Genomic DNA, 13,419 nt, shown 5'->3' on the forward strand with positions numbered 1-13,419 from the left:
CCATATTTGGGTTCAGCCTTGTGCGAAGCGCTGCACGGTTTCGAAAACATCGCGTGGAATCTTCAGCGCATCTGCGCAAGCGCGTGTTCCGCTGATGCCCGGAACGAATATGTCAAGATCGATCAGGCGGTCTGCCTGTTTTTGCGCGCGCTCTTCAAGGCGCCCGTCATCGCGGCCCGGCATGATCGCAATAATTGTCAGCCCTACGGCGGGAGATGCGCTGCCGGATGTAAAATCGGCGGTATCCAGTGACCATGGCCCGCCGGAAAGGCCAGCGGAAAGCATCTCCACCAGAAGGGCGACATTGCCGCCCTTGCGCCCGCCAAAAGGCAGCAGGGCACCGGCGAGGGCCTTGACCGGATCGCTGGTCGCCATGCCGTTTTCGTCAACGGCCCAGCCTTCCGGGATCGGCTGCTTTTCAGCCGCAGCACGCACGAGATTGATATAGGCGGTCGCGCTCGATGCCTGATCGATCAGAAGAGGGGGAGAGCCGTCGCCGAGCGGAAAGCCGAATGCCAGCGGATTGGTGCCATAGACTGCCGGACCGCCCGCTTGCGGCGTCACCATGGCATTCGCATTGCTGGAGGCCAGTGCGATGATATGCTCATCGGCCAGCCGGCGGACATAGTAACCCAGTTCGCCGACCGTATAGCTGTTCGTCTGGGTGAAGATGGCGATGCCATGGGTTCGGGCGGCTTTGACCAGCTTGTCGAAAGCGCGGTCGAAGCCAAGCTGTGCAATGCCCTGATCGGCATCGGAAACAAGAAAGGCCGGATAGGCATTGCCGAGAACGGGCGTCGGATCGCCCTTGATGCGCCCCTCTCGAAAGCTGTTGAGATAATCAACCAGATGCGGAAAGCCGAGCATGGATGGGCCGTAAAGCATGGCCGATATGGTCGCATCGGCAAGCGAGCGTGCGCTGGCCTGCGAAGCGCCGACGTTCAGGCAGGCTTTCACCGCCAGTTCCCCGGCTGCCGCGGCACTCAGGGTCACTTCATCTGGCATTCAGACCTCCAATGTCGCTTTCTGTCTCATGAAACATCGGCTGGACGCATCATTGTGCCTGTGCTTGCCCTTACGCCACTGTTGCGGCGGCGAGTCTTTTAAGGTCCACCTTGCCCAGCGGATTGCCTTTGGCACAGATCACGATCACATTCTCCATCTCTCCATGCGCCAGAACCTTGATCGCTTCCTCCACCGTGGTGCCGCTTGCCACCGTTGCAGCTCCGGCTGCTTCCTCCGGCGTGACCGGGTCCATGATCGTATCGACCTGGATAACCCGGCCCCGGTTCACTTCCCTTGCGAAATTGGCGACGTAATTATTTGCCGGACGCAGGACGATGTCCTGACTGGTGCCCTGCTGGATAACCTCGCCATCGCGCAGGATTGCGATCTGGTCGCCGAGCCTGAGCGCCTCATCGAGATCATGGGTGATGAAGACGATCGTTTTCTTGATCTGTTTTTGAAGATCGAGAAGCACCGACTGCATATCCATGCGAATGAGCGGATCGAGGGCGGAATAGGCTTCGTCCATCAGCAGAACCGGCGCATCATTGGCGAGCGCGCGGGCAAGGCCGACACGCTGCTGCATGCCGCCTGAAAGCTGGTTGGGGTATTTTTTCTCAAAACCGCTCAGGCCAACCTGTTCGATCCAGCGCATGGCAATATCGATTGCCCTGGCGCGCGCCATGCCCTGCACCTCCAGCCCGTAAAGGGTGTTGTCGAGGACGTTGCGATGAGGAAGCAGGGCGAATTTCTGAAACACCATCGCCGTCTGGTGCCGGCGGAACTCGCGCAATTCCGCGTCGCTCATCGTGACCACATTGACGCCATTGACCAGCACTTCGCCCGATGTCGGATCGATCAGGCGGTTGATGTGGCGGATCAGCGTCGACTTGCCGGAGCCCGAAAGCCCCATGATGACCTGAATGCAGCCAGCGGGCATTTCGATATTGATGTCTTTCAGCCCGAGAATATGGCCATAGCGTTCATTGAGTTCAGCTTTGGAGAGGCCGTTATGCACGGCCTCCACATGCTTTGCGGCGTCGGGGCCGAAAATCTTGTAGAGATTGCGGATCTTGATGCCGTCGAAATCAGCCTTAGCCATGAACGACCTCCTGATGTTTCTGGAGCCTCTTGCCATAGGCCTGGCTGACGCGGTCGAAAATGATGGCAATACCGACGATCGCAAGTCCGTTGAACATGCCGAGCGTGAAATACTGGTTGGCGATAGCCTTGAGCACCGGCTGGCCCAGACCCTGCACGCCGATCATCGAGGCGATGACCACCATGGCCAGCGCCATCATGATCGTCTGGTTGATACCGGCCATGATGGTGGGCAGGGCCAGCGGGAGCTGAACCTTGAACAGTTTTTGTGAATTGGACGAGCCGAAGGCATTCGCGGCTTCGAGCACATCCTTGTCGACCAGACGGATGCCCAGATTGGTCAGCCGGATAATCGGCGGAATGGCATAGACGACCACGGCGATCAGCCCCGGCACGCGCCCGATACCCAGCAGCATGACTACCGGGATCAGATAGACGAAGCTGGGCATGGTCTGCATCACATCGAGGATCGGATTGACGAGCCTTTGCAGCCGGTCGGAGCGGGCCATCAGGATGCCGATCGGCAGACCGATGATAATCGACAGGATGGTGCAGACGAAAATCATCGAGATCGTCCGCATGGCATCCTGCCACATGTCGAAATAGCCGATCAGCAACAGCGTGACGAGGGCGCCTAAAACGACCCTTCCATTGCGGCTGGCGACCCAGGCAATGGCCAGAATGATTGCAAGAATAATCGGCCACGGCGTCTGCGTCATGAAGCGCTCGGAAACGAGCAGGAATTTCTGCAATGGCGAAAAGAAGTCCTCGATGGCGCTGCCATAGCCACGCGTGAAGGCACGAAACCCTTCGTCGATCGTCTGTTTGAGATTGCGCAGGGCGTCGTCGTTCATATGTGGAAATTGGTAAAACCAGTCCATTCGGCTCCCCTTTTTTACTGGCCGTCACGAGCGGCCATTTTCGGACGACGCAGCGCCAAGGCGCGCTGCGTCGCGGCATGGATTACAACGGGATCACAGCGCGCTTTTGACCTTTTCGGCAACCTCTGCTGGAACCCATGGGGTCCACACATCCGAATAGCTCTTGAGAAACTCGCGGGCGCCATCCTCACCGGTGGCCTGATTGTCGGCCATCCAGGCCAGCATCTTGTTGACGACGGCATTGGGCCAGGAACGGATTTTCACATATTCATAGGCCGGGCCTGCCTGTTCGGCGAATTTTTGCGTAACGATGGTGTTGACCTCGTCCGTTGGCCATTCATTGGGCTTGGGGTCATGGCAATTATCGACCTTGTTGCAGCGGTTCCACTCGGCCTCGTCGTAAGGCACACCGGAAGGCAGGCGAACCATGTCGTATTTGCCCAGAAGTGCTGTCGGCTCCCAGTAATAGCCGATCCAGCCGCGCTTGCGCTCATAGGCATGGATGACCGATCCGTCATGGCCTGCCGCCGATCCCGTATCGATCAGATCGAAGCCTGCTTTTTCAGCCTCATAGGCCTTGTAATACTGGCTTGCGATGACTGTGCCGCCCCAGCCCTGCTGGCCGGCCGACCAAGCACCCTTCGAAGGATCTTCGGGATTGGGGAAGAGTTCGGGATGCTTGACGGCATCGGCGATGGTCTTGATTTCCGGGTTCTCGTCGACGATGAACTTGGGAACATACATGCCCTGTATGCCGCCATCGACGAAGCCTTTGCCTGCGATCAGCAATTTGCCTTCGTCGATATTCTTCTGCGTGATCGGCGGAATGAGGCTGTTCCATGCTTCCGGCGCAATATCCGGCTGGCCCTTTTCGGCCATGGAGGTAAGCGTGGGGACGGTATCACCGAGGACAATGCTGGAATCGCAATCAAAGCCGTTGTGCAGGATGAAATTATCGACATTTGCGAGAAGTTCCGCCGACGCCCAGTTCATGCTGGCGATGGTGACGGTCCCGCATTCTGCAGCGCCGGACGTCGAAACGGTGCCGATCAGGCCGAACACCAGACAGGTGGATGCAAGTAGCTTCTTCATGATAGTCTCCCAATTCGAACAAAATATGCTCATAGCGTTAGCCCGGCCTCCACTGGATTTCCCTGTGGAGGCGTTTCGCACTTTTGCTGGCAATGCTCTAAAGAGATGCTTCGATCTTCTCCGCCGCTTCAGGGGAGACCCAATCCGCCCAGAGATCCTTGTTGTTCTTCAGGAAATGTTTTGCGCCGTCCTCACCCGAAGCCTGATTGTCCGTCATCCAGGCCATCAGCTTGGAAACCGTATCATTGCTCCAGCTGCGTTTTTCGATGTAGCTCATGGCGTCAGGGCCGATCTTGTCGATTGATCCTTTCGCAACGAGGGTGACGATCCGGTCGACCGGGAATGCATTCGGCTTGGGATCGGGGCAGTCGGCAACGGTATTGCACCGCTTCCATTCCTCAGCATCGTGCTCGACGCCGGGGTCGAGCCGGACCATCGGATATTTGCCAAGGAGCGCGGTGGGTTCCCAATAAAAGGCGACGACATTCTCGTTGCGCTCATAGGCTTTGGCGATTGCGCCATCCAGCCCTGCCGCCGATCCGGTATCAACGAGCGTAAAATTGCTCTTTTGGCCCTCAAGCGCCTTGAATAGCTGGGAGGTCGTGACAGTGCCGCCCCAACCCTGCGGGCCGTTCAGCACCGCGCCTTTTGAAGAATCCTCGGACGATGGAAACAGCTCGGGATGCTTGAGCATGTCGGGGATCGTCTTGATTTCAGGATGCGCTTCGGCGGTGAATTGCGGAATATACCATCCCTGAATGCCACCATCGGGCAATGGCGAACCGATCTCGACGATCGTTCCTTCCTGCGTGCCTTTACCGATGATGTCGGGAAGAAGGTCGACCCATGCCTCTGGCGCAATATCGGGCTGTCCCCTCTCGGCCATCGATGTCAGCGTCGGCACCGTATCGCCGACCGTGATTTCGGCGCTGCAGCCATAGCCTTCATTGAGGATGATCTTGTCGAGATTGGAAAGCACTTCGGCGCTTTGCCAGTTCATGCTCGCGATGACGATATTGCCGCAATCAGCGGCGGAGGCGCTGGATGCACCTATGAACAGCCCGCCAATAAGGCAGGTGGATGCCAGTAGCTTTTTCATTTTATTCCCCTTTTTATGTGGCGGCGTCGGACTGCAGGGGCCGCCTTTCCCCGCATCAGATAGAACTGGTTGCAAACTCTCCCATGCCCGCATCGTGCCGGACACAGGTGATGGCGCTCCCGAGCCATCCCGCGCCGCCTGAGATGCAATTTCTCAACATGGCACTCAAACCTCCCCTTCAACTGCCTTGCCGGGCGCCTCGCCGGGCTTGTATCCATGCCTTGCGAAAAAGCGGTTCAATTCGCGTTGCTCCGGCATCTGCCCGGTATAGATTGCGATATATTCCGGAATTCTGCGCATACGGGTCGGAATGTCTTCCTCCGACTGCATCGAAATATAGCCGATCTGGACCAGATAGGTCGTCCGCGCCCGCACATCGGCACTGTTTTCAGGGGTGCCGAAGCGGATGAACATGCGCTTGATTGCCTCCATACGCTCCCGGTCGGCTTCCATGATCTCCGTCAGGATTTCCTCTGATTGCAGCGCCCAGCTGCGCACGGCGAACTCAAACTTCGAATCGAAGAGATCCCTGTTCAGCCAGCAGTCGAAGACGTTCAGCATCGCTTCGGCGAGGGATTCCGCATAGGCTTCGGATTGTCTGACGATCCCCCCCGTATTCTTGTCCCGCCAGCGTGTGATCAGCGCGCTCAGCAGTTCCTCGCGATCCTTGAAGAACCAGTAAAAACTGGTTCGCGACAAGTTCAGCTTCTTGGCCAGCGGCAGGATTTTCACTGAATCGATGCCAGCCTCCAGCAGCGTCTGATAGGCCGCTTCCAGCCATCCCTCCGCCGAGCCTCTCCAGCCACTATCGTGCACAGACTGGTCCATGGAACGATTCCTAACAAGAAGATAAAATGGATTGCAAGCAGAATGTTCATCTATGTCAAATTAACGCACATTGATGTTTTCATCATTGACATATGTGTACAGTCAGACTTAGCGTTCGAAAAAATCTCCATAAATGGGAACACGCCTCATGTCGAACGATCCTCTATTGCAGCCCTATAAACTCAAGCATCTCACGCTCAAGAACCGGATCATCGTCACATCCCACGAGCCTGCTTATCCCGAAGACGGGATGCCCAAGGGACGCTATCGCGCCTATACGGTGGAGCGGGCCAGGGGCGGGGTCGCGCTCACCATGACGGCGGGTTCTGCTGCCGTTTCGCGCGACAGCCCGCCGGTTTTCAACAATCTTCTCGCCTATAAGGATGAGATCGTCCCGTGGATCCGCGACATGACCGATGCGGTGCATGAGGCGGGCGCGGCCATCATGATCCAGCTCACCCATCTTGGCCGCCGCACGCGCTGGGACAAGGCCGACTGGCTGCCGGTGGTCGCGCCTTCCCATCATCGCGAAGCGGCGCACCGTGCCTTTCCCAAGAAAATCGAGGATTGGGACATCGAGCGTATCATCAAGGATTTCGCCGATGCGGCCGAACGCATGAAGGCGGGCGGCATGGACGGGGTGGAGCTTGAGGCCTATGGCCATCTCATCGACCAGTTCAACTCACCGCTGACCAATGAGCTTGAGGGGCCTTATAACGGCTCGCTGGAAAACCGCATGCGCTTTTGCTTCGATGTTTTCAGGGCGATGCGCGAGCGGGTGGGGGACGACTTCATTCTTGGCGTGCGCTACACTGCCGATGAAACCCTGCCCGGCGGAACGGGCAGGGCGGAAGGGCTGGAAATCTCGCGTCGGCTCAAGGAAAGCGGCCTGATCGATTATCTCAACGTCATTCGCGGCCATATCGATACCGATGCCGGTCTGACGGATGTGATTCCCATTCAGGGCATGGCAAGCGCGCCCCATCTCGATTTTGCGGCAGATGTGCGCGCGGCGACCAGTTTTCCGACCTTCCATGCAGCCAAGATTCAGGATGTGGCGACCGCGCGCCATGCTATCGCGTCGGGCAAGGTGGATATGGTCGGCATGACCCGCGCGCACATGACCGATCCGCATATCGTGCGCAAGATCATGGAAAAGCGCGAAGACGATATTCGTCCCTGCGTGGGGGCAAATTACTGCCTTGACCGCATCTATCAGGGGGGTGCGGCCTATTGCATCCATAATGCGGCCACCGGGCGCGAACTCACCATGCCGCATGTCATTGAAAAAGCGGCGCGCCGCAAGAAGGTTGCCGTGATCGGCGCGGGTCCGGCAGGACTTGAAGCGGCGCGGGTGGCTGCAGAGCGCGGACACGAAGTGGTGGTGATGGAAGCTGCGGCGCAGGCGGGCGGACAGGTGCGGCTGACTGCGCAGAGCGCGCGCCGCCGCGAGATGATCTCGATCATCGACTGGCGTATGGCCCAATGCGAAAAGCACGGCGTCATCTTCCATTTCAACACATGGGCGGATGCCGGGAGCATCGAGGCGCAAAATCCCGATGTCGTCATCATTGCCACCGGCGGACTGCCGCATACCGAAGTTCTCGCGAAAGGCAATGAACTGGTCGTCTCGGCATGGGACATTATTGCCGGCGATGTGAAACCGGGTTCCAATGTCCTGATTTATGACGATGCAGGCGATCATTCCGGATTGCAGGCGGCTGAAATCATCGCAAAGACCGGCGCGAAGGTGGAAATCATGACGCCCGACCGGGCTTTTGCCCCGGAGGTCATGGCGATGAACCTTGTTCCCTATATGCGTTCGCTGCAAAAGCTCGACGTCACCTTTACCGTGACATTCCGTCTGGAAGCGGTCGAAAGGAGCGGCAATCAGCTCATCGCCCATATTGGCAGCGATTACGGCGGCGTGTCGAAACAGCGCACGGTCGATCAGATCGTCGTCAATCACGGCACCCTTCCGCTCGATGAGCTTTATTTCGATCTCAAGCCCCTGTCCTCCAATGGCGGCGAAACCTCCTACGAGCAATTGCTCGCAGGCAAACCGCAATCGGTGGTGCGCAATTCGCAAGGCAGGTTCCAGCTTTTCAGAATTGGCGATGCTGTCGCAGCACGTAACACCCATGCCGCAATTTATGACGGTCTGCGGCTCGCAAAGGATATATAACCGGAAAATCCCCCCATTCCGGGGGAGTAGGTGGAGGAGGCTTTATGACAAATCGCGACGAGGCATTGCAGGCTTTCGTTGATGCGGCCCATGGCGCATTTACAAAATTTGCAAGGAATGCGGAATCGGAACGCTCGATAGAACAGATTTTCGAAGCGCTTGAGGTTCCCGGCGAATTGCGGGCCGATGAAGGAAAACAGCTTCCCGTCTGCCGTTATCTCGACACGGCATTGGCGGTCGATTTCAAGGATCCCGCACTCAGCCGTCTGGCGCAATCGTTCAAAGCCCTCGCACCCCGGCTTACATGGCGCGAGCGCAGCGATAATGCAGGCACCGCGAGCGCCAATTATGCCGATGGCCACGGCAATGCCATGGTGCTTGGTCCGGGCGGACTTGAAGCGCGCAACGATCTGTGGATCGGCGCGACGCTGCTTGCGCCCAATGTCCGCTATCCCGATCACGACCACGCGCCGGAAGAAGTCTATCTCGTTCTTTCTGAAGGCGAGTTCAGTCAGGGGGATGGCGATTGGTTCTCACCGGGAATCGGCGGCTCTTTCTATAATGTCCCCAATATCAAACATGCCATGCGCTCAGTCGATACGCCGCTTTTCGCCTTCTGGGCATTGCGGGTCAACAAGAAGCACTGATCGGCACGATTTCAGATACTTTTGACGAGCCAGTCGGCGAAGACGCGCGCCTTCGCCGATGCCCGTGGATGGATTTTCAGGTAGAATGGCACGGGTGAAGCCATGCTTTCGGGCGCAAGCTGGACCAGCCGGCTCTCCTGCATCAGATTGCCGATCAGCCCGTCCCAACCCAGAACCGCTCCGACATCGTCCTGCGCGCTCTGAAGAGCGATAATGTAATTATTGACGTAAAAATTGCGCCCTCTTGGCGCCGGCTGTCCCAGCGCTGAAAGCCAGTCTGACCAATTCGTCCAGCTGGTTTCATCGCCGCTGGAATGGATCAGCGGCGCGCCCACCAGATCGGCAATGGTGGAAATGCCATATTGTGCCGCAAAACGCGGCGTACCCAGCGCGACGATCCGGTCATGAAAAAGAGTGCGGCATTCATCCCTTTCGTCGGGATCGCCATAATGAATGTTCAAATCGCAGCGGCTGGCATCAGAAGGAACGTCGCTGACGATCTGCGCTATGGTGACGCCGGGATGGATCTTCCAGAAGGCGGAGATTTTTGGCGTTAGCCACAGTGAACTCACAGCAGTCGTCGAACGGATGGTGACATCGACCGTTTCGGGCCGCTCCCTTATCTGGGCGATGGCTTCGGAAATGGCTTCAAGGCTGCGTTGCAACGCGACGAACAGGAAGGCGCCCTTTTCCGTCAGCTCGACGCCCTTGCTGCGGCGGATGAACATGGCGCAACCCAGATCGGCCTCCAGCGCCTTTACCTGATGGCTTATCGCCGCAGGCGTCACGTTTAATTCCTGCGCGGCTTTCTTGAAGCTCAAATTACGCGCCGCCGCTTCAAAGCAGACGAGCGCCGTTATGGAGGAAAGGTCGTATGGCCTTGCCATGAATGGCTCCTGTGCGATCCGCAACTCCGAAGGGGAAAGTTCTGAGATTACATAAACTAATCCATGATGAAAATAACTGCTATTGTCAAATCGGGCTGCGGGGATGAGAGTTTTTAGACTGGTTCAAAAAAGCAAATGGTAGGAACTCGTCATGAATGCTCAGTTTTCGATACAGGAATTGCTCGCGCGCCGGAAATCAGGCCACGCTCTGGAGCAGCCCTTCTATACGTCGCAGGAAATCTACGATCTGGATCTGGAGCTTATTTTCTACAAGGAATGGCTCTATGCCATCCCGGCCTGCCAGCTTGTGAAGCCGGGCAGCTATGCCACGGTGCGCATCGGGGCCTATGACGTCATCATCGTCAAGGGCGGCGACAATCAGATTCGCGCCTTCCACAATTCCTGCCGCCATCGCGGTTCCATCATCTGCAAGGCGCGTGAAGGTCAGGTCGCCAAGCTTGTCTGTCCCTATCATCAATGGACCTATGAACTGGATGGCAGGCTTATCTGGGCCAATGATATGGGGCCGGACTTCGATCCGTCGAAGCATGGCCTCAAGCCGGTCAATCTGCGCAATCTGGCGGGCCTCGTCTATATTTGCCTCTCCGATACGCCGCCGCCATTCGAGCCTTTCGCCCAACTGGCGCGCCCATATCTGGAGGTGCATGACCTCGAAAACGCCAAGGTGGCGTTCAGTTCCACCATCGTGGAAAAGGGAAACTGGAAGCTGGTCTGGGAAAACAACCGCGAATGCTACCATTGCAGTTCCAATCATCCCGCATTGTGCCGTTCTTTCCCGCTTGATCCGGAAGTGGCGGGCGTCTCAGCGGATGGTTCGGTCTCGGCAGGTCTTCAGGCGCATTTCGACCGTTGCGAGGCGGCGGGCGCGCCCGCGCAATTCCGGCTGGAAGGCGATGGGCAATACCGTTTCGCGCGCATCCCCTTGCAGGAGAAGGCCGTCAGCTACACGATGGATGGCAAGGCAGGCGTGACCAGACAGCTTGGCCGTGTGGCGCTGCCCGATGCCGGGTCATTGCTGGCTTTCCATTATCCCTCGACATGGAACCACTTCCTGCCCGATCACTCGCTGACCTTCCGCGTGACGCCGATCAGCCCGACCGAAACCGAAGTCACCACTAGCTGGCTTGTCCATAAGGATGCCGTCGAAGGGGTGGATTATGATCTCAAGCGGCTGACCGAAGTGTGGATTGCCACCAATAGCGAAGATCGCGAAATTGTCGAAACCAACCAGCAAGGCATTTTCTCTCCCGCTTATGTGCCGGGGCCATATTCGCCCAATCAGGAAAGCGGGGTGATCCAGTTCGTGGACTGGTATGCCCTGTGGTTGCAACGCTCGCTGACGCCATTCCAGATGGCTGCCGAGTGAAGCTGTGCGGATATAGCGATTGGCGCGGTTAGAGCATGTCGCCCGAAAGTGGGAACCGGTTTCGGGATAACGACATGCGTAAGAACAACAACTTAAAGCGTCAATCGCGTTCCGCGACGATCTGGAGTTCGGACATGACTTCGATGCTTCTGTCTTCAAAAACAGTGTCGAAATCGCGCCCAAGCGAGGCCAGATAATCATCCCGGTCAAGATTAAGCTGCCGGATTTCGGCGTCATAACGCGCAACAGCCGCCGTAAGCCAGCGGTTCACCAGAAAGTCGGGTTCAGCCAGTTCCACATTGAAGCGCTCAAGATAGGCATTTGTGGTTCGGGCATCGTGCCATTTCCCGCCAACGACCCATCGATTGACCGTAAAAAGCCGCGTGAGCCTGCCTTTCGCATCGACGCCGACCGCAATCAGATGGCATGGCTCGCTGTCGCGTCCTTCGGGGCGGATAAAACAGTGAAAATGCCCATGCTCGCCAAGCGATGCGGAATCGTCATGGCAGTGATAATACCATTGCGCGCCGCTATCGGCATCGAAAACATCTTTTTCGGGATAGTGTTTCCAGGTCGTCAAACCCTGTGAAGGCAGGATTTTTAGCAATGAACTGGTGCCGGATTTTGCAAGCAGGGCTTCGCAATAGGCCATCTCCTGCGCAGCCCGTTGCCTTGCCTGCGCATCAGGCATCAGAATGCCCCCGCAGAACAGGGATTGCCGCCTGCGGGCGGGGCTGCGGGTTCTGGCGCCGGTGCGTCGGCGGCTGCTCCGCTATATTGACTTGCCAGATCGTCGTAGCTGCGCTGTCCCGGCGCGGGGGGAAGGGCCGCCGCACAGGGATTGAAGCTTTCATCCTGCGAGGCCACGGGGGCAGGGGCATCGCTTACGGCATAATCGGCGGCGATTGCACCAAATGCGGTGAGGAGTGATGCGCCGAAAAGCAGCGTATTTTTCTTGCTCATTGCTTTTTAAATCCATCAAGTCCGAACAGGGGGCGCAGGGCGATGCCCGCGAGGCTGCCAAGGAAAGCCATCACGAACCACACCCAGCCATGCAGGCTTCCCGATGCGATGCCGCTGAACAATGCACCGATATTGCAACCGAAAGAAAGGCGCGCACCATATCCCATCAACAGGCCGCCAAGGATTGCGGCCAGATAGGAGGCCAGCGGAATCCTTGCCTTCTGCGCGAATTTTCCCGCCAGTGCCGCTGCCAGTGCCGCACCCAGAATGATGCCGAAATTCATGACCGAGGTTACGTCGTAAAGGACGCTCTGGTTCAAGGCGCGCGCCTGCGCGGGGTTTTGCCAGAAGGCCCAGTCTGAAACGGGTATGCCCAGAGCATTGAAGAATTTTGCGCCCCACAGGCCGAAACCATAGGTGACGGACCAGGGATGACCGGCCAGAAACAATGTCAGCACATTCCCCAGCGCCAGAATGAAAACGGCGATAATCAAGGGCCAGGGGCCGCGCAGCAGGTTCTCTGCCGAAAAATCGGAAAGCCCCGAGAACACCGGCTCCACGTTTCCATGTTTGCGCTTCTCGGCAAAGGCAAGAACGAGAATGAGGGCCGCAAGCCCGGCAAGGGTGACGGCGGTGCCTGAAAGCGGACCGAAATAATCGCCCAGCCTTATGACCGGAAGGGACGGGGTGGACAGCCAGAACGGCAAATGCGCCGTTCCCACTGCAGCGCCTCCGATAAAGCCCGCGAGTGTGAGAAGCATGCGGCTGCTTCCGCCGCCGACTGTAAAGAGCGTGCCCGAACCGCAGCCGCCCCCCAGCTGCATGCCGATACCGAAGATAAACGATCCCAGAATGACCGAAACGCCGACCGGCGCCCATGCGCCGACGAAAGCGCGGTCCGTCGGGTTCAAACCGCTCATGAGCGGTATGAAGACCAGCGCTGTCAGGCCGATCATCAGGAACTGCGCGCGCATGCTTCTTGAGCGGCTTTGGGTGGCAAAACGCTTCCAGCCGCCGGTAAAGCCGAACGAGGCATGATATAAAGCCAGCCCCAGCATCCCGCCATTGAGAAAAAGCAATGCCTGCGTCGTGCTCACGATAGAAGAGATGATGGCCGCACCCACGCCGATCGTGCCAAGCACGACCAGAAGGGGAAGAGTGTCGGCTCTGGGTGATTGCTGAAGCCTATCGACAGCCGTAACAGACATTATTTCAGTTCCTGTGAATCGAGAACTTCTTATCCCATGCCTGCCCGCCATTCTAAAATGATCGCCGTCTCTAAAAAGCCGTGGCGAAGGAAAATTTCCCCTCTAAAGTCGCGGTAATGAGTTTTTTCTTCCTTTT

13 protein-coding genes are annotated in these 13,419 nt (G+C 57.6%); 3 read left to right on the forward strand and 10 right to left on the reverse strand.

Annotated features, from left to right (window positions below):
• Positions 1-12: 12 nt before the first annotated feature.
• From DKP76_RS05085 to DKP76_RS05110, 6 genes are all read right to left on the reverse strand, one after another.
• Complete coding sequence (locus DKP76_RS05085) at positions 13-1,005, reverse strand: Ldh family oxidoreductase (protein ID WP_109705373.1); 993 nt, start codon at positions 1,003-1,005, stop codon at positions 13-15.
• Positions 1,006-1,075: 70 nt separating this feature from the next.
• Positions 1,076-2,107, reverse strand: a complete 1,032-nt coding sequence (locus DKP76_RS05090) for a quaternary amine ABC transporter ATP-binding protein (RefSeq protein ID WP_109705374.1) — start codon at positions 2,105-2,107, stop codon at positions 1,076-1,078.
• Entirely contained in the window at positions 2,100-2,987 is an 888-nt protein-coding gene (locus tag DKP76_RS05095; protein ID WP_109705375.1) for an ABC transporter permease, read from the reverse strand. The genes DKP76_RS05090 and DKP76_RS05095 overlap by 8 nt, the downstream gene beginning before the upstream one ends.
• A gap of 93 nt (positions 2,988-3,080) precedes the next feature.
• Positions 3,081-4,079, reverse strand: a complete 999-nt coding sequence (locus tag DKP76_RS05100; RefSeq protein ID WP_109705376.1) for an ABC transporter substrate-binding protein — start codon at positions 4,077-4,079, stop codon at positions 3,081-3,083.
• A 97-nt stretch (positions 4,080-4,176) separates the two neighbouring features.
• Positions 4,177-5,178: an ABC transporter substrate-binding protein gene (locus DKP76_RS05105; RefSeq protein WP_109705377.1), complete on the reverse strand. Its 1,002-nt coding sequence runs from the start codon at positions 5,176-5,178 to the stop codon at positions 4,177-4,179.
• Between the two features lie 165 nt (positions 5,179-5,343).
• Positions 5,344-6,006 carry a TetR/AcrR family transcriptional regulator gene (locus DKP76_RS05110; RefSeq protein ID WP_109705378.1) on the reverse strand — a complete coding sequence of 221 codons (663 nt, stop codon included), beginning with the start codon at positions 6,004-6,006 and terminating at the stop codon, positions 5,344-5,346.
• Between the two features lie 148 nt (positions 6,007-6,154).
• Between DKP76_RS05110 and DKP76_RS05115 the strand changes: the two genes are divergently transcribed.
• Together DKP76_RS05115 and DKP76_RS05120 are read left to right on the forward strand one after the other, a co-directional pair.
• Positions 6,155-8,191: an NADH:flavin oxidoreductase gene (locus tag DKP76_RS05115; RefSeq protein ID WP_109705379.1), complete on the forward strand. Its 2,037-nt coding sequence runs from the start codon at positions 6,155-6,157 to the stop codon at positions 8,189-8,191.
• A 44-nt stretch (positions 8,192-8,235) separates the two neighbouring features.
• Complete coding sequence (locus tag DKP76_RS05120; RefSeq protein ID WP_109705380.1) at positions 8,236-8,838, forward strand: dimethylsulfoniopropionate lyase; 603 nt, start codon at positions 8,236-8,238, stop codon at positions 8,836-8,838.
• Between the two features lie 11 nt (positions 8,839-8,849).
• Here DKP76_RS05120 and DKP76_RS05125 read toward each other — a convergent pair whose 3' ends face one another.
• Complete coding sequence (locus DKP76_RS05125) at positions 8,850-9,725, reverse strand: LysR family transcriptional regulator (RefSeq protein ID WP_109705381.1); 876 nt, start codon at positions 9,723-9,725, stop codon at positions 8,850-8,852.
• 151 nt (positions 9,726-9,876) lie between these two features.
• On the opposite strand from DKP76_RS05125, the gene DKP76_RS05130 reads away from it, so the two are divergent.
• The gene (locus DKP76_RS05130) at positions 9,877-11,112 is read left to right on the forward strand and encodes an aromatic ring-hydroxylating oxygenase subunit alpha (RefSeq protein ID WP_109705382.1); all 1,236 of its coding nucleotides are present in this window, start codon (positions 9,877-9,879) and stop codon (positions 11,110-11,112) included.
• A 100-nt stretch (positions 11,113-11,212) separates the two neighbouring features.
• Here DKP76_RS05130 and DKP76_RS05135 read toward each other — a convergent pair whose 3' ends face one another.
• From DKP76_RS05135 to DKP76_RS05145, 3 genes are read right to left on the reverse strand one after another with little or no spacing between them, the layout of a single operon-like run.
• Positions 11,213-11,803 carry a DUF6969 family protein gene (locus DKP76_RS05135; RefSeq protein WP_109705383.1) on the reverse strand — a complete coding sequence of 197 codons (591 nt, stop codon included), beginning with the start codon at positions 11,801-11,803 and terminating at the stop codon, positions 11,213-11,215.
• Complete coding sequence (locus DKP76_RS05140; RefSeq protein ID WP_109705384.1) at positions 11,803-12,075, reverse strand: hypothetical protein; 273 nt, start codon at positions 12,073-12,075, stop codon at positions 11,803-11,805. The genes DKP76_RS05135 and DKP76_RS05140 overlap by 1 nt, the downstream gene beginning before the upstream one ends.
• Entirely contained in the window at positions 12,072-13,283 is a 1,212-nt protein-coding gene (locus tag DKP76_RS05145) for a YeeE/YedE family protein (RefSeq protein WP_109705385.1), read from the reverse strand. The genes DKP76_RS05140 and DKP76_RS05145 overlap by 4 nt, the downstream gene beginning before the upstream one ends.
• Between the last annotated feature and the right edge of the window lie 136 nt (positions 13,284-13,419).

This window comes from Falsochrobactrum shanghaiense (assembly GCF_003149535.1).
Classification (GTDB): Bacteria; Pseudomonadota; Alphaproteobacteria; order Rhizobiales; family Rhizobiaceae; genus Brucella; species Brucella shanghaiense.